The organism is Streptomyces sp. MUM 203J (genome assembly GCF_022414595.1).
GTDB lineage: Bacteria > Actinomycetota > Actinomycetes > Streptomycetales > Streptomycetaceae > Streptomyces.
The window spans coordinates 68,093-83,752 of record NZ_JADWYO010000011.1; the positions used below are offsets into that span (position 1 = coordinate 68,093).

A 15,660-nucleotide genomic window follows, 5' to 3' on the forward strand; every position below is an offset into this window, starting at 1 on the left:
GGGGGCCGGCCTCCTGGCCCCCGGGAGCCGGCACCGCCCGGCGCGAAGCGCAGGGCAGTGCCGGTGGCGGTGGCGGGACCCCGGCCACCGCCACCGCCCGGCTCTGAAACCCGGAGGATCCCGATCCCGGACGGCGCCGCTCCACGGGCGTGCGCGGCGGGGCGGTGCTCAGCGACTCGATGCGAAGACCTGCGTCCACCAGGGGCCGCCCTGCGCGTCGTGGACGCCGACGCCGATCTCCTTGAAGTTGCAGTTGAGTATGTTCGCCCGGTGGCCGGAACTGTTCATCCAGCTGTCCATGACCTGGGCCGGTGTCTGCTGGCCGCGGGCGATGTTCTCGCCGTAGGTGCTCCACCGGTAACCGGCCGCCGTGATGCGCTCGCCCGGACCCGTGCCCTCGGGAGTGCTGTGCGAGAAGTAGTCCCGGGCAGCCATGTCCTGGGAATGTCCGAGTGCTGCCTTGTCCAGGAGCGCGTTGCGGCTGACCGAGCCGCACCCTTGCTTGAGCCGTTCGGCGTTGACCAGGCGGGTGACCTCCTGGGCGAAGCCGTCGTCGCCGTTGTCCGGGGGCGGCGGCGCCGGTGTGCTGGTGGTGCGGCGGACCGTGGGGCTGGGGGACGGCCGGGAGCTTCGCTGCGTGGTCCTCTTCGGGGCCGCGGAACTCTTGGACGGCGAGGGGCCGGCCGTCGTGGACCGGGAAGACGGGGAAGGGGAGGGAGAAGAGGAGGGGGAGACGGAGGGGGAGGGGGACGAGGTCGTGGACGAGGTCGGAGACGGGGTGGCGGAGGAGGCCGATGCGGACGGGGAGGAGGCCCGTGTCTCGTCGAAGGCGATGCCCTGAGCGGCGGCAGATCGTTTCTCCGGTTCGTCGGGGAACAGGCCGGGGACCAGCAGGAAGGCTCCCGCGCCTCCCGCCGTCACCAGCGCGGCGGCGGTCGCGGCGGCCGCGCGCCGTCGGGAGCGCCGCCGTTCCAGGCGCGATGCCGCCCGGCCGTTCGTGTGCCCCAGGGTGTCGGAGGCGGCGGTCTGTCCGCCCGCGGCCTCGGTGGGGCCGATTCCCCAGCGGGCGCCCAACGCCGCCGGCAGCGGTACGAGTGCGAGCCCGACGAGCAGCCGCTCGGCGGGCAGGAGCCCGGACGAGTGCCCTGAGCACACGGTGCACTCGTTGGCGTGCCGGGCTATCCGCTTGCGCCACAGCCCCGACGGCTCACCGTCCCATCCCGCCAGAAGCGACTGGAGCAGCACGCACGGGGGTTCGGCTGCCAGTGCCCGGACCACGATGCGGCCCGCGTCCAGCTGTGCCTTCATCCGCTGGACGCGTACGGCCGTGTGCTGCGGGGTGATCTCCAGCGCGGCCGCCAGGTCCGCCCTGGTGAGCTCACCCGTGGACTCCAGCCACCACAGGGACAGCAGCGAACGGTCGTCGGGGTCGAGCCAGCGGGTGGCTTCGGCCACCTCCCGGCGCTGGCCGGACAAGCCCAGTCGCGCGATCGTCAGATCGACGAAGTCCGCTTGAGGATCCGGGACTTCCCGCACCTCGTCGAGCCTCGACACCGGTGCCGCGGCCTGCCGCCAGTGCCCCCGTATCTGGTTGACGGCGATGGCGACCAACCAGGACCTGAAACGGCCGGGGTCGCGTAGCCCGTTCAGCTTGTCCAAGGCACGCAGCATGGTCTCCTGTGTCACATCGTCCACGTCGACATGTCCGCGCAGGCCACGGCCGACGATGTTGTAGACCAACGGCAGGGACTCCGCGGCGACCAGCTCGCGGGCGCGTTCGTCCCCGGCCTGCGCCGCCCTGATCACCGCGGCGTCGACGTCACTGCTCACGTTCTCTCCACTCTCCGTCCGGGTTTGGACTCAACGTCCCCACGGAGAGGAGATGCACAGCTCGGCCGCCGACAACAGAAATTCCGGCACGGATTCACGCCGTTCCGGCGATCACGGCCGTCGAGTCCCGTACGCCGTACGGTCCGCCCCGTGTCGCACGGAACTCCTGCGGGAAACGGCGGGCGGGCCCCGTCGTGGCGTCCCCCGGTGTCGATGGCCATCCGACAGCGGTCACGCCGGAGCGGTCACGCCGGTGGGGGGAGGCCGCGGACCGGGGGGGAGCGGCGACGGGACAAGGGCGAACGAGGTGACGGTGCGCGGCTCGTACCACCGGACGAACCCACGCCCAACAGCGGCACGGTTCCGTACCGGACGGGCCGCCACGGGGGGCGTCCCGGGAGCCGGAGGAGGCCGCGCGGTCCTCCGGGGGCGGGCCGGCCCTCCGGTCCGCCGCCGCGGAGGAGCCGGACGTCAGGCGGCGTCCCTGGAGCGGGGGTGCCGTGCCGGGGCCGCCGACACCCCCTCACACCCCTCTTCCCTGGCGGCAGTCGCGTCGGCCGTCCCGGCAGGGGCGCCCGGCCGGTGCCGACGGTTCGCGACCTGGCACTGCGGGCGGTGCCCGTCGGGTGTTCGGCGCGTGCGTGCTGCCGGGATCGCCGCACGGCCCGGGCCGATGCCCGCGGAGCCGTGGCGCACGAGCACGCGGACCCGCTCGCCCGACGGGCTCCCGGGCGTCACTCCTGCCGCTTCACCGGACGAAGGGGAGCGGACCTGCCGTGCCCCGTCCGGTCCGGGGCGTCCCGCGTTGCGGCCGCGACGCCCTGCTCAGGCGCTGCGTGGTGCCGCCTGCTGCACCACCTCGAAGGACCAGAGCGTGGAGCCGCTCGCTGCCGGCTTGGGGCGGTCTCCGCCCTCCGCGCCACTCCCCTGATGGGCCGCCTTCATGGGCCCCTCCATCCAGGCCTGGAAGGACTCCTCGTCCCGCCAGCGTGTGTAGACGAGGTAGTTGTCGGTGCCGTCGACGGGGCGGAGGAGCTCGAACCACTCGAACCCGTCGGAGCTGTCCACGGAGTGGGCACGGGAGGCGAAGCGCTTCTCCAGCGTCTCTCGCTGCTCGGAGGGGACGGTCAGTACATTGATCTTGACTACGCTCATGCCTTCATCCTGCCGTACCGCGTTCGGCGGAAACGAGCGGCTCGTCGATCACGTGTCTTTCGTGGGGAGCGGCCTGAACCCGTCCGGGCGCGTGGCGACGTCCGCCCACCGGCCCGGCCAGCCCCGCGGGTTTCCCCGTCGGCCTGTCGCGCACGCTCCTTCCACGGTTCAAGGGAAGACCCCGGTCCGGCCATCGTCGTCCTGACCCGCGATCAGGCAGGACCGGGCCTGCCGGGCGGCGGTTCGGTGAGGTCGCCGGCTTGCGGGCGTCCTGGACGGGCCGGGGCCGGGGGCGGGCAGGCCGCGCCGTTTCCCGGTCGAGCCGCTACCGGGCAGGTGGGTCCGGACGACGCGAGGTGTGCGGTTCGTGCCCGGCCGCCGTCGTGCTGGGCGGGGCAGGGAATCCGGCCCCGCTGCCTGCCGTCTCCGGGTTCTCGGCTGCGCTCCCCTTCGACTGAACAATCGTTTAGTATTCTGTACATGCGTTCAATCGATGCGGGATCTTCAAGGGGCGCCGAGGACCGGACGAGCCGGGCGGTCATCCGGGACGAGGCGCTGAGGCTGTTCGCCGAACATGGTGTGGACGGGGTGTCGGTGCGGCAGATCGCGGCGGCCGCGGGGGTGTCGCCGGGGCTGGTGGTGCACCACTTCGGATCGAAGGAGGGACTTCGGGAGGAGGTTGATCTGCATGTGGTGGCCGTCTTCGACAGGATGCTGAAGGCGGCCGTGGACGGGGGTGCCGTCACGTCTCTCGCCGAGGCCATGGCAGGGCAGTTGGGTGAGGAGTCGCCGGTTCCCGGTTACCTGAGCCGGATGCTGTCGGCCGACGGTGACGCGGGACGGGAGCTGTTCCGCAGGCTCTTCGAGCTGAGCCGGCGGGCGCTGGCGGGGATGGTCGGGTCCGGGGAGGCGGCGCCGGGGCGGGATCCGGCGGTGCGGGCGGCGTTCCTGCTGGCCAACGATCTGGCCGTGTTCCTGCTGCGTCGGCGGCTTGAGGAAGTGATCGGTGTCGACCCGCTCTCGGCGGCGGGGCTGGAGCGCTGGAGTCACGAGGTGCTGGCGGTCTACGGCGGAGGGCTGCGGGCCGAGGGCGCCACGGACGGTGAGGGGGCAGTCCGATGAAGGCGGTGATCTGCGGAGCCGGCATCGCCGGACTGACCCTGGCACAGCGGCTGGACGGTATGGGATGGGACGTCGTCGTGCTGGAGAAGGCGCACGGACCAAGAGAACAGGGGTACATGGTCGACTTCTTCGGCCCTGGCTACGACGCCGCCGAGGCCATGGGGCTGCTGCCCCGGCTCACGGAACTCGGCTACCAGGTCGACGAGGTCGCCTATGTGGACGAGGGCGGCCGCCGCCGGGCGGGCCTGGACTACGGGCGGTTCGCCCAAGGGGTCGGCGGACGGCTGCTGAGCATCATGCGGCCCGACCTCGAACGCGCGCTGCGGGAGGCGTTGCCGGGCCGTGTCGACGTGCGCTACGGGACGGGACCCCGGCACGTCGAGGAGACCGGGGACGGCGTCAGCGTCACCCTCGTCGACGGCCGGGTGGAGCATGCGGACCTCCTGGTCGGAGCGGACGGGATCCACTCGACCGTGCGTCGGCTCGTCTTCGGCGCGGAAGACCGGTTCCTGCGGCATCTGGGCTTCCACACGGCCGCCTTCGTCCTCGACGCTCCCGGACTGCTGCCCGAAGTGGACGGCAGGTTCTGCCTGACCGACACGGTGGGGCGGCAGATGGGCTTCTACGGGCTGCGCGACGGGAACGTGGCGGTGTTCGCCGTGCACCGCAGTACGGAGCATGAACACCCCGACGACGCGAGGGCGGCCCTGCGCGCCGAGTACGGCGGGCTCGGCTGGCTGGTCCCGCGCGCTCTGGAACGGTGCCCCCCGCACGGGGAGCTGTACTACGACCATGTCGCCCAGATCGTCATGGACAAGTGGAGCCGCGGCCGTACGGTCCTCACCGGCGACGCCGCCCATGCCGTCTCCCTGCTGGCCGGGCAGGGCGCGTCGCTCGGGATGGCGGGCGCGTGTGTCCTCGCCGAGGAACTGGGCCGCGGCGGCTCCGTGGTGGAGGGCGTCGCGGCCTATGAGCGGCGCTGGCGGCCGGTGGCGGAGGACCGGCAGCGGGCCGGGCGGGCCGCGGCCGAGTGGTTCCTGCCGTCGACCGAGGCCCGGCTGCGGGTGCGCCGTGCGGCCATGAGGCTCTCGGCGCTGCCCGGAGTGAGCCGGTTGCTGATGCGCTCCCTGTCCGGAAAGCCGTCGTCGGCGGCGGCGCACGGCCACCGCGGGACACCATGACGGGCGGACGCCGGCGCCGGCGCCGCGTTGTGCTCCGGCGGCACCCGTACGACCTGCGCCAGCAGCACCGCCGCGGAGTCCGCAGCGGCTGGGGGAGGGGACACCGGGCTTCGCCGCAGACCTCCGGTCACTGCGGCTTCCGGGACGGCACGGGGCACGGCGGTGCCTGCGCGGTACGCCCGTCCCGGTCCGCCCTATGAGGTGGTGACACAGGTGATGAGGCCGTAGCGGCCTCCCTTCCGGCGGTACAGGACGCTTCCCCGCCCTGTCGCCGCATCCCGGAAGAACACGAACGGCAGGCCTGTGATGTCCAGCCGTGCCGACGCCTCGGCGACGGTCGTCCGGGGCACGGGTGCCGTGCTCACGTCGATCCACGGCTCCGCCCTGACGCGGGCCCGCGCCCCGTCGACCGAGGACAGGTGGTACCGGCCGGTGCGTCTGTCGCGGTGGACGACACTGTCGGTTCCTGTCGCCGCGTCGGTGAACAGGCGGAATTCGTGATTGAGGGACGCAAGTTCGAACACGGCGTCCTCGGGCGTCTGCACCAGAAGGCCGATCGGGCGGCGCCGGGTGATCCGCCGCTCCTCGACGGGCAGCGGGTGGAACCGAGGCAGCCGTGCGTGGCCGGTGCCGTCCTGCCGTGCGCCGGGAGCGGCGACACCGCCCAGCCCCGCCGGGGCGGCCCGCCCTGCCCGAGCCAGGCGGGCGGTGAGCCGGTCCCGGAGCAGATCGACGGCCTCGGACATGGTGGTCGCCGCGACATGCGCTCGAACGAGCCGTCCGTCGACGTCCATCATGGCCTGTGCCATGGCGGGCCGTATCGCCGCGGGGTTGGCCGCCTGGGCCAGCTTCACGCGCATGGCCGGAACAGGGACGCCGATGCCGTCGAGGACGGTACGCAGCTCGGCGCGGGCGTACTCGTCGGCTCCTTCGGGGATGTGGCCCCGGTGCTCCACCAGGATGTTCGCGGTGGGGCCGGTCTCGTACTCGTTCATTTCGGGACGCCTCCCAGGTGATCAGTCCCAGATTCCCTCCCCGCGGTGGCCGCCGACAGGGGCCGAGTGGCCCCGCCCAGGGCCCCCACCGTCCCGGTCGCCGCGACCCCCCTGGCACGGCACGGGGCGGAGCGCGGTCGTCCCAGGGGTACCGGGAAGGGGGGGCGTGGCCCGGGCGATGGGACCCGTGGCCGTTCGGTACGCGTCGTGGTGTCGGTGCCGCACCCGACGACGAGCGGCCGCCGCGGCCGCCTCGTGGCGCCTCGGCCGGGGTCCGCGGGGCGCAGTTACGGAGTACAGCTCCGTATCCGGCCGACCGCCTTCGCACCCGGCCACCGCCCGGACCGCCGGATTGACGGTGATCACGTATGCCCCTCGGGGGTGTTGCGTAGGCTCGTGCCGTCGTTGTACCGGCGTCCGGAGAATGGGCGGAGCCGCCGTGCAGTCGCCTGACGGTGTGACGGCGGAGTCGGCAGGCGGTCGGCGCGACTCCCGGGGAACCTCGGGGCCGCTGCCGGCACACGACTCGTCATAAGCTAGGGAAACCGCACTTGACCTGGAAAAACGCAGGCAGGGAGCCTAAATCCAGGGGTACCCCGATGATACGTACGATGTTCAAGTCCAAGATCTAGCGTTTGGGCGTTTGCGCAGGTCGGAGGCTTGAGAGCCCCGCTCGGGTCAGCGAACGGTCAGCGTCGGACACAGGAGCGTCCCAGCTCGCTGACCATGGCCCGCCATGACGGGGGCCTGGACACAGGTGCCTGACCCTTGCTTGAGACGTTGGCTGCGTGCCTCGACAGCTCGTCCGCGGCATGGGTCCTGAGCGAGTGGGCTGCGTTCGGAGCCGAAGCGGCGTGCCTTATGGATGCCGCCTGCCCCCTCCGGCCGCTGTCGCCACCTCGCCCGCCCCGGTGTCCTTCTCGTCCACTGCGCCGGTGTCATGAGCCTTGGCTTCAGTACCGTCGCCCCTCCCGACGCCGCGGCCGAAGCCGGAGCTCACTCCACCGCGGCGGCCCTCCGCGTGACCTGTTGCTCACGATCACCCGCGCCCGTGAAGCGGGACAGGTGCTGGGCCGGCAGGGCAGCAGGTTGCCGCACCACCCGGGGGCTGCACGTGTAGGCCATGATGGGCGAAGCGCCCACGGGGTGAGATGTCCGAGTGAAGGGCAGGCGGCCGCCCGACCCGTACGTACGACAGGGCCCCGTATCCGCCATGCCGCCGCCTCCCGGCAGCGATACTGGATGCATGGACACGACGATCACCGCACCCCGCGCCGAGGTGCTGCGGGACCGCTACCGCAGCCGACTGCCCGAGCGCTTGCAGGCGCTGGCCGGCCCTGTCGAGGGCAACGTGGACCTGCCGCTCCACATCGTCTGGTCCGGGCGGACGAGCTACAGCCTGGACCGTCCGAAGTCCTGCATGACGCTCTACCGGACCGTCCTCGCCGAAGGACTGAGTGAGGACCTGGTGGCCCTCCTGCACCACCGGCTGCTCACCGAGCAGTGGCCCGTGCTGCGGCGCTTGATCAGTCCCTACATCCGCGAGGTCTGGGAGGACGCCTTCCCCGAGCTGCTCCGCACCGCTACGACCAGCGCGACCGCCGCGTGAAGCTCACTCCGCTCCACGAGCGTCTCCTCGCCGACATACTCGATCTCGGCTCCCCCTACCCTCTGGTCCTCACCGGCGGATACGCCGTGCAGGCCCACGGCCTGGTCGAACGCTTCAGCCGCGACCTCGACGTCGCCACTGAGAACCCCGCTCCGATGCAGGAGATCGTCGCCTCACTCACAGCCGGCCTCAGCGCACGCGGATGGCGGACCACGCACGTCCAGACCGATCCGCTCAGCGGCCGTTTCCTCGTCACCGATCCGGACACCGGCGAGGAGTGCGAGGTCGACGTTCTCAAGGAGGCGTTCTGGGCCCCACCGGCCCAGACCCCCTACGGCCCCGTTCTTTCCCTTGATGACGTGATCGGCACCAAGGTCCGTGCCCTCGCCGACCGCGGCACCGTCCGCGACCTCATCGATGTCCAGGCTGCCTCCCGCCACCGCTCCACCGCCGATCTCGAGTCCCTGGGCCGCCGTCGCGCCCACGACGAGTTCAGCCTCGAAGACCTCCGGGACCGGCTGATCGGCGCGGACTGGTACGAGGATGAGGACTACACCGCGTACGGGCTCACCTCCCGGCAGATCGAAGAACTCAAGGCGTGGGCGCTGGAGTGGGCGGAGGATCTGGGCGCGCGGATCCATGACGAGAACGCCTGAGAGACGGTCATCGCAGCCGTCCTCCTCTCTAGCGCGGATACAACGAGAGGATGCGGTGTAGCCAGCAGGTTCCGACTCGGAGCCGTCCACCGTGGGCTGCCCTGCTCGGAGGATATGTGGGGCTGCCGAGCGACACCCCGCAGTGGACTCACGGCAAAACCGGGTTGCGGTAACGGCCAAACAGCATCTACTCGGGACCGGTGCTGCCCTGGCCCCGAAGGTCGGCAGAGTCACCTGCCGGGCAGATAGGCGAGGCCATGCGCTGCATCGCCCACGCCCACACCGTCACCGCGGGTCGCGGCCCACGCTCTGTCCCGGCAGCAGTCGCAGGGCGAAGACGGAGCCGTCGGCGTGGACGGAGACGGGGCCGCCCCAGTTCTTGTCGAAAGTGAGGCGGGGGCGGACGCCGCGGCGCGCGTGGACGAGGGCGCGGTACTCCTCGACGTCGCCTCTGGCGAGCAGGCGGAAGATCTCCTCATACACGCCGGAGAACGCCTCGACGCGGGGGCCGTTGAGGCGGAAGACGTGGTCGGTGCCGACGTACTCGTTGCCGAAGAGGGTGCGGGCGGCGTCCTGGATGCTCATGCTGGCCGCGTGTTCGAGGCCGGTGAAGCGTTTGCGGCCCTGCCGGTCGGTGAGGATGGCGGGTGGTGGCGTGGCCGGAGCCGGTGAAGGCCATGAGGCCCGCCGCGGTGGTGTGCGCCAGGGACTTCTGGAACCAGGTGTAGTCCTTCGCTTGTACGTGGCAGCCCCGTACGGGCTCCGGTGCCATCAGGCCCTCGGTCGGCGGGTGGATGTCCGGCATCACGTTCGCCTGGAACGGCGGAGCGTTCAGGTTCGCCTCCCGACCCTCCGCCGGGGACAGCCGACCTCCCCTGCCGGGTGCCTGGAGGGCGTGGATGGTCATCGTGCCGCTGTCCGTCGGGAGCTGCGTGCTGAACAACAGGCCGGGGGTCTCGTTCCACGGGCCGATGTGTAGCGCTTCGGCGTGGGCCGAGGCGGAGGCCAACTGCTCGGCGGAGGTGGCGGAGTCGCTGTGGTTGCCCTTGCACGCGAGGGGGATGACGAGGGACGGTTCTTCCGGCCGCCAGACCTTGGCGAAGTAGTGGGGCCGGTAGCGGTACTTCACCTTCTCGCCCTTGTCCCTGCTGGTGAGGGCCCAGCCCGCGCGTAACGCCGTGTCGGCGGGGACGATCGTCACCGAGTGGTCAGGGAAACGGCTGCGTAGCATGTGCTCAGCGAGCGTGAGGGCGAAGCCGATGCCGAGTTCGCCGGACTGCAGCGACTTGTAGTGGTCCGCGATGCGGTGGCCTTCGTCGGTGAGACCGAGGAACGAGTCGCTACCGCAAGCCAGGGCCTGGGTGTACTGGTTGTACTTGAGCGCGCCTCAGTGTTCCGCCAGTCCCCGGCCCGCACCGCGCCACGACAGGGCGGTGGCCCGGGCGAGGGTGTGGTCGTCCCAACGGGCGCCGGTGCGGCGCGAAAGCCCAGGTAGGAAGCCGTCTCGCCGGAACGGAGCGATGTTCCTCACAAACACCGGACGGGGGTGTCGGTGTAGGGTCGAGGACGCCCTTGACCTGCACGAAGCAGGCAGGGAGCCGTCCTCCAGGAGTCCAACATGCTGCGCACCATGTTCAAGTCCAAGATCCACCGGGCCACCGTGACCCAGGCGGACCTCCACTACGTCGGGTCCGTGACCATCGACGCCGACCTCATGGACGCCGCCGACCTGTTGCCCGGTGAGCTGGTGCACATCGTCGACATCACCAACGGGGCCCGCCTGGAGACCTACGTGATCGAGGGGGAGCGCGGCTCCGGCGTCATCGGGATCAACGGCGCTGCCGCGCATCTCGTCCACCCCGGTGACCTGGTCATCCTCATCAGCTACGCCCAGGTGGACGACGCCGAGGCCCGCAGGCTGGTGCCCTGCGTGGTGCACGTGGACGCGGAGAACCGCATCGTGGAACTCGGCTCCGACGCGTCCGCGCCGGTGCCCGGCGGGGACGCGGTGCGCGGGCCGCACGCCGTTCCGGCCGCGCGGGGCTGAAACCGCGCCGATCCGGGTACCCGGGCGGCATGAGAACAGACACACCGGACATTCTTGACGGGCGGGCCCGTAGCCGGTTCCAGGCGCACGAGGGCGAGCGGCCCGTCGGGGGTGTGGTCTGCTTGCTGCCGGAGGGCACACCGGCCGTGTCCGTGAGGGCACACGCCGTGGTCGTGCCGGCCTTCCGGAGGCGGAGCGTCGAGGGTGTGCTCAGGCGCAGCCGGCATCCGATGGGCGCGGAGGAGGGGTGGCGGTGGTGCCGCTCTGGCCGTACACGGCCGGCTCGGCCGGGCAGCTCCCCGACGGGATGCCGACGGCGCCCGTGGAGCCGGTCGGCCGACCGGAGCGCGAGCGGGTCACACGGGGGGTGCAGCGGTGCGTCCCCGCGAGTCTGCCGGAGTACCACCCCTTGGGGGGTAGCCATGACCGAGCCCCGTCCCGATCCCGTGCCGCCCATGCCGGATCCGGCGCCGGTTCCGCCGCCCGCGCCGCCCGGTCCCGCTCCTGGGCCTCCGGCTCCCGTGCCGGAACCCGAGCCGTCCCCGGCGCCGCGCCCCGGCCCCCCGCCGCCCGGCCCCGGTCCGGTGCCGCCCCCCGGTCCCGTCCCCAAGCCGCCGGGACCCGACCCGGTCCCGGAACCGGAGCCGTCCCCGGGCCCGCGGACGCGCGGCGCATAGGTCCCACCCCGGTGCGGCGCGCGGGGGCCGGGCGCGGCAGGGAGTCCGCGCCGCAGGCCTGTTCCTGCTGTGTCCGCGCCCGGGACTTCCGGGTCCGTTCGGACGAGGGTGACACCCGTGCGTGAGGGCTCCGCCGAGCTTCGGAGGAGTACGACCGTCCGCAGAAGGCGCATCCGCCCGGGCCCTACCCCTCCCGCAGCGGGGTGCAGCCGCCTTGCCGGCGGGCGGAGAGGCGCTGGGGGGCTCACCTTCCCGAGCGCGGGCGAGTGCCGGGAGCCGCCGGGCACCCGGCACACGGGCGGGGCATCGTGAGCGGCCGAGCTTCCGGACTGCCCCGACCGATCCGCCGGTGGCAGGCGAAGCGCCGCGGGGGCGGGAGCGTCGCCCGCGGCGGGAAGGCGGGCGCGCACGAGGCACAGTCGGCCGCGCGCATGCGGCGCGTTCGTTCGCGGGGGGCCGCGCCCTGTACCTCCAGGGCTGAAGCGGCAGTTGAGAGGGCCCCGCGCCCCCTGTGCCCAGCGCGCCCCCTTGTCACGGCGAGTTCGCCACCCCTAGCTTGGGCGGCCGCTGACCGCAGAGGGGGAACCACCCATGGCCGCACGGGGACGACACCGCCGCCAACAGCCCAGCCGTCTTGCCAGTCGGCTCAACCGGGCCTCGCTCACCTTCACCGTCGGCGGCGCCGGCATCGCGCTGCCGCTCGTCGGCGCCGGAACGGCCCAGGCGGCCTCGGTCGACGTCTGGGAGAAGGTCGCCGCCTGCGAGTCCACCAACCGCTGGAAGGTCAACACCGGTAACGGGTACTACGGCGGGCTGCAGTTCAGTCAGTCCACCTGGGAGGCGTACGGCGGCACCCGCTACGCGCCGCGCGCCGACCTGGCCACCAAGGACCAGCAGATCGCGATCGCGGAGAAGGTGCTCAAGGGCCAGGGCCCCCGGGCCTGGCCCACCTGCTCCGTACGGGCCGGGCTCACCCGTGGCGGCGACGCACCCGCCGTCTCGCCGGGTGTCCGGACGGCCGCCTCGCCGACGAGCGTGCCGAACCAGCGCCGGGAGAGCTACACCGTGGCCCGGGGCGACTCCCTGTCCGGGATAGCCGAGGCCCAGCGCGTCCCCGGGGGCTGGCAACGCCTCTACGAGCGGAACCGGGACGTCATCGGGGACGATCCCGATCTCATCATCCCGGGACAGAGGTTGACGATCAGTCAGAGTCCTGGCAGCACTGCCGCGCCCAAGAAGGCGGCGCCCAGGAAGACGGCACCCGAGAAGGGCGCACCCAGGAAGGCCGAGCCGAAGAAGGCCGCGCCTGTGAAGGAGCAGCAGCCCAAGGCCCAGCCCAAACCCAAGGCCCAGCCAGTCGCCGCCAAGTCCCGTACCGGCGCGCTCGCTCCGCCCGTCGACGCCGCGCCCGGGACCTCGTACGGGACCCGTGGTTCCGGGTGGTCCGCCGGTTACCACACCGGCGTCGACTTCCCCGTCCCCACCGGCACCACCGTCAGGTCCGTCGCCGCCGGGCGCGTCGTCTCCTCCGGGTGGGCCGGGGCGTACGGCTACCAGGTCGTCATCCGGCACGGCGACGGCAGGTACAGCCAGTACGCGCACCTGTCGGCCCTCTCCGTCCGCGAGGGGCAGTCCGTCACCGCCGGGCAGCGCATCGCCCGCTCCGGTTCCACCGGCAACAGCACCGGTCCGCACCTTCACTTCGAGATCCGCACCGGGCCCGGATACGGATCCGACGTCGACCCGCTCGCCTACCTGCGCAGGGGCGGCGTCTCTCTCTGACCGGTCACCGCTACCGTGGGTCCCGCAACGGATCGGGCATCAGGGAGGGGCGGCGGCGTGACGGGGGACCACACCACCACGCGGCGGCTCGGCGGCGCCGAGCTGGAGACCGTGAGCGGTGTCGGCGGGTTCTTCGCGCTCCGCGCCGCCGTCCCCCCGGTGTCCGGCGGCGCGCACCTCCCACTCGCCCGTGTGTACGGCGGCGACCCCGCGCCTCTGGAGGCGCGGGTCGCGCGGGTCGGGGAGCGGCTGCGAGCCCCGGAGTACCGGGTCGCCGCCTCCATCGCCCAGCTCGGACTCGCCGCGCGGCTCTGGTCGGTGACTCTCGGGCCCGCCGCGCTGTACGGCGCCGTGCCCGACATCGCCCCGCACACGCTGCACTGGGACCCGGGCCTCTCCACGCCCCACGACCTGTGGTGGTCCGGCACCCGCACCCTGCCCGCCACACCCGCCCATGTCCGCGAGGTCGTGCAGCACGGGCACCTGGCTCCGCTCGCCGCCGCCCTGCGCTCCGCAGGGCCGGTCTCCGCGCGGCTGCTGTGGGGCAACGCGGGGTCCGCCCTCGCCGGCGCCGTCCGGGAGCTGACCCGCTGGGCCCACCGGCAGGGCCGCCCCGACGCGGCCGAGCGGGCCGCCTCCCTCGCCGCCGCCCTGCTCGACCATCCGGACCTGTCCGGCACTCTCCAGGGAGGCGCACTCGGGGAGGGCGCCCTCCGGGCCACCGCCGCGCTGCGGCGCCGCAGCTGCTGCCTCTACTACCGCTGCCCGGGCGGCGGCCTGTGCGGCGACTGCGTCTTCGACCGGCCGCCGGGCTGATCCGACCGGCCACCGGCGAGGACGGGCCCCGTCACCGGAACCCGCGGTTTGGCGGGGTGAGCGCACTCCTCGTAAAGTTCCACTTTTGAGAACCGGCTATCAGGCGCCGGTCCCGGGTGATCGAGGAACGGCAGCGGCATGACGGTGACAGAAGACAACCAGGCGTACGGGCCGGGTATCGACCCTGAGCGTCTGGCCGTCTGCCTCGACGTCCTCAAGGAGCTCGACGAGCTGGACGTCGACCACCCGGACGCGGTCAGGGTGCGGCGCGCCACCTCGCAGATCTACCGCACGGTCAAGCAGCGCCGTCGCCAGGAGCGCCGCGCCGCCAAGACCGCCCACGACCGGGCCGTCACCGAGGCCACCGCCACCGGTTCCGCCGAGCGGATCGACGACGAGACGCAGGGCCTGCTGCCCAGCTCCTCCACCGTCGGGGAGATCGCGGGCATACTCCAGCGCCCCCGCGCCTGCTACACGTGCAAGAGCCGCTACACCCAGGTCGACGCCTTCTACCACCAGCTGTGCCCGGCCTGCGCGGTGGAGAACCGGGCCCGCCGTGACGCCCGCACCGACCTGACCGGCCGCCGTGCCCTGCTCACCGGCGGCCGGGCCAAGATCGGCATGTACATCGCGCTGCGGCTGCTCCGCGACGGCGCCCACACCACCGTCACGACCCGGTTCCCGAACGACGCGATCCGCCGCTTCAAGGCCCAGCCCGACAGCGACGAGTGGATCCACCGGCTGAAGATCGTCGGCATCGACCTGCGGGACCCGGCGCAGGTCGTCGCCCTCGCGGACTCGGTTGCCGCCGCGGGGCCGCTGGACATCCTGATCAACAACGCCGCCCAGACCGTGCGCCGCTCCCCGAAGGCGTACAGCGAGCTGATCGCCGCCGAGTCCGCCCCGCTGCCCGCGGGCGAGCTGCCGCCCGCCGAGGTCATCGGCACGTACGGCAGCGGTGCCGTCGACGCCGTGGCCGCGCTGCCGTCCGCCCGTTCCGGCGACGCGCTGACCGCCCAGGACGTCACCGGCCTGGCGCTGGTCACCGGCTCCGCGACCCCGGCCAGGATCGCCGCCGGCACCGCGATCGACGCGGGCGGCCTGGTGCCCGACCTCGCGTCGACGAACAGCTGGATCCAGACCGTCGACGAGGTCGACCCGGTGGAGCTGCTGGAGGTGCAGCTCTGCAACTCCACCGCGCCGTTCATCCTGATCAGCAGGCTGCGTCCGGCGATGGCCGCCGCCCCGGCGCGGCGCAAGTACATCGTGAACGTCTCCGCCATGGAAGGCGTGTTCAGCCGCGGCTACAAGGGGGCGGGGCACCCGCACACCAACATGGCCAAGGCGGCGCTCAACATGCTGACCCGCACCAGCGCGCAGGAGATGTTCGACAAGGACGGCATCCTGATGACCGCTGTCGACACCGGCTGGATCACCGACGAACGGCCGCACCCGGACAAGATGCGGCTGGCGGATGCGGGCTTCCACGCCCCGCTGGACCTCGTCGACGGGGCCGCCCGGGTCTACGACCCGATCGTCCGCGGCGAGGAGGGCGAGGACCTGTACGGCTGCTTCCTCAAGGACTACGCCCCGGGCAAGTGGTGACACCCGCCTGAAGACCCGCGCACTCGTCTGACCTTCCCCTCTCCGGCACCTGGTGCCAGGGAGGGGGCACTCCGGGCCACTGTGGCCGAAATCTGCCGGTGTGATGGAATCCATCGAGCAGGGGCCCGCTCATTTGGTTACTCTGAAGCGAACGGTCGGCCGACAGGGGTCCACAAAACACCCTT

At 72.5% G+C, this 15,660-nt stretch carries 12 protein-coding genes; 8 read left to right on the top strand and 4 right to left on the bottom strand.

The genetic code is table 11. From position 1 onward, the window contains the following. Positions 1–168: 168 nt before the first annotated feature. Complete coding sequence (locus tag I3F58_RS09140; RefSeq protein WP_240107775.1) at positions 169–1,830, bottom strand: sigma-70 family RNA polymerase sigma factor; 1,662 nt, start codon at positions 1,828–1,830, stop codon at positions 169–171. An 825-nt stretch (positions 1,831–2,655) separates the two neighbouring features. Then, complete coding sequence (locus tag I3F58_RS09145; protein WP_240107776.1) at positions 2,656–2,985, bottom strand: antibiotic biosynthesis monooxygenase; 330 nt, start codon at positions 2,983–2,985, stop codon at positions 2,656–2,658. Positions 2,986–3,465: 480 nt separating this feature from the next. Between I3F58_RS09145 and I3F58_RS09150 the strand changes: the two genes are divergently transcribed. Beyond that, positions 3,466–4,107, top strand: coding sequence for a TetR/AcrR family transcriptional regulator (locus I3F58_RS09150; protein ID WP_240107777.1), 642 nt, complete (start codon positions 3,466–3,468; stop codon positions 4,105–4,107). After that, complete coding sequence (locus I3F58_RS09155) at positions 4,104–5,288, top strand: FAD-dependent monooxygenase (protein WP_240107778.1); 1,185 nt, start codon at positions 4,104–4,106, stop codon at positions 5,286–5,288. Before I3F58_RS09150 ends, I3F58_RS09155 begins: the two co-directional genes overlap by 4 nt. A gap of 194 nt (positions 5,289–5,482) precedes the next feature. On the opposite strand, the gene I3F58_RS09160 is transcribed toward I3F58_RS09155, so the two are convergent. Beyond that, entirely contained in the window at positions 5,483–6,283 is an 801-nt protein-coding gene (locus tag I3F58_RS09160; protein WP_240107779.1) for a sigma 54 modulation/S30EA ribosomal C-terminal domain-containing protein, read from the bottom strand. Positions 6,284–7,529: 1,246 nt separating this feature from the next. On the opposite strand from I3F58_RS09160, the gene I3F58_RS09165 reads away from it, so the two are divergent. Both I3F58_RS09165 and I3F58_RS09170 read left to right on the top strand, forming a co-directional pair. Further along, positions 7,530–7,892: a hypothetical protein gene (locus I3F58_RS09165; protein ID WP_240107780.1), complete on the top strand. Its 363-nt coding sequence runs from the start codon at positions 7,530–7,532 to the stop codon at positions 7,890–7,892. Next, complete coding sequence (locus I3F58_RS09170) at positions 7,889–8,548, top strand: nucleotidyl transferase AbiEii/AbiGii toxin family protein (protein ID WP_073759566.1); 660 nt, start codon at positions 7,889–7,891, stop codon at positions 8,546–8,548. Before I3F58_RS09165 ends, I3F58_RS09170 begins: the two co-directional genes overlap by 4 nt. A gap of 285 nt (positions 8,549–8,833) precedes the next feature. Here the strand turns inward: I3F58_RS09170 and I3F58_RS09175 are convergent, their stop codons facing one another. After that, the gene (locus I3F58_RS09175; RefSeq protein WP_240107781.1) at positions 8,834–9,133 is read right to left on the bottom strand and encodes a hypothetical protein; all 300 of its coding nucleotides are present in this window, start codon (positions 9,131–9,133) and stop codon (positions 8,834–8,836) included. Between the two features lie 1,033 nt (positions 9,134–10,166). On the opposite strand from I3F58_RS09175, the gene panD reads away from it, so the two are divergent. From panD to I3F58_RS09195, 4 genes are all read left to right on the top strand, one after another. Next, positions 10,167–10,595, top strand: a complete 429-nt coding sequence (gene panD / locus I3F58_RS09180) for an aspartate 1-decarboxylase (protein ID WP_240107782.1) — start codon at positions 10,167–10,169, stop codon at positions 10,593–10,595. 1,268 nt (positions 10,596–11,863) lie between these two features. Then, positions 11,864–13,054, top strand: coding sequence for a transglycosylase family protein (locus I3F58_RS09185; RefSeq protein WP_240107783.1), 1,191 nt, complete (start codon positions 11,864–11,866; stop codon positions 13,052–13,054). A 57-nt stretch (positions 13,055–13,111) separates the two neighbouring features. After that, complete coding sequence (locus I3F58_RS09190) at positions 13,112–13,870, top strand: (2Fe-2S)-binding protein (RefSeq protein WP_240107784.1); 759 nt, start codon at positions 13,112–13,114, stop codon at positions 13,868–13,870. Positions 13,871–14,008: 138 nt separating this feature from the next. Continuing rightward, positions 14,009–15,475, top strand: a complete 1,467-nt coding sequence (locus I3F58_RS09195; RefSeq protein WP_240107785.1) for an SDR family NAD(P)-dependent oxidoreductase — start codon at positions 14,009–14,011, stop codon at positions 15,473–15,475. The last annotated feature ends 185 nt before the right edge of the window (positions 15,476–15,660 follow it).

What these genes read in the sequence shown, in the direction of transcription:
- I3F58_RS09145 (WP_240107776.1), bottom strand. Translation starts at nt 2,985, where the DNA reads ATGAGCGTAGTCAAGATCAATGTACTGACCGTCCCCTCCGAGCAGCGA.
- I3F58_RS09150 (WP_240107777.1), top strand. Translation starts at nt 3,466, where the DNA reads ATGCGTTCAATCGATGCGGGATCTTCAAGGGGCGCCGAGGACCGGACG.
- I3F58_RS09155 (WP_240107778.1), top strand. Translation starts at nt 4,104, where the DNA reads ATGAAGGCGGTGATCTGCGGAGCCGGCATCGCCGGACTGACCCTGGCA.
- I3F58_RS09160 (WP_240107779.1), bottom strand. Translation starts at nt 6,283, where the DNA reads ATGAACGAGTACGAGACCGGCCCCACCGCGAACATCCTGGTGGAGCAC.
- I3F58_RS09165 (WP_240107780.1), top strand. Translation starts at nt 7,530, where the DNA reads ATGGACACGACGATCACCGCACCCCGCGCCGAGGTGCTGCGGGACCGC.
- I3F58_RS09175 (WP_240107781.1), bottom strand. Translation starts at nt 9,133, where the DNA reads ATGAGCATCCAGGACGCCGCCCGCACCCTCTTCGGCAACGAGTACGTC.
- panD (WP_240107782.1), top strand. Translation starts at nt 10,167, where the DNA reads ATGCTGCGCACCATGTTCAAGTCCAAGATCCACCGGGCCACCGTGACC.
- I3F58_RS09185 (WP_240107783.1), top strand. Translation starts at nt 11,864, where the DNA reads ATGGCCGCACGGGGACGACACCGCCGCCAACAGCCCAGCCGTCTTGCC.
- I3F58_RS09195 (WP_240107785.1), top strand. Translation starts at nt 14,009, where the DNA reads ATGACGGTGACAGAAGACAACCAGGCGTACGGGCCGGGTATCGACCCT.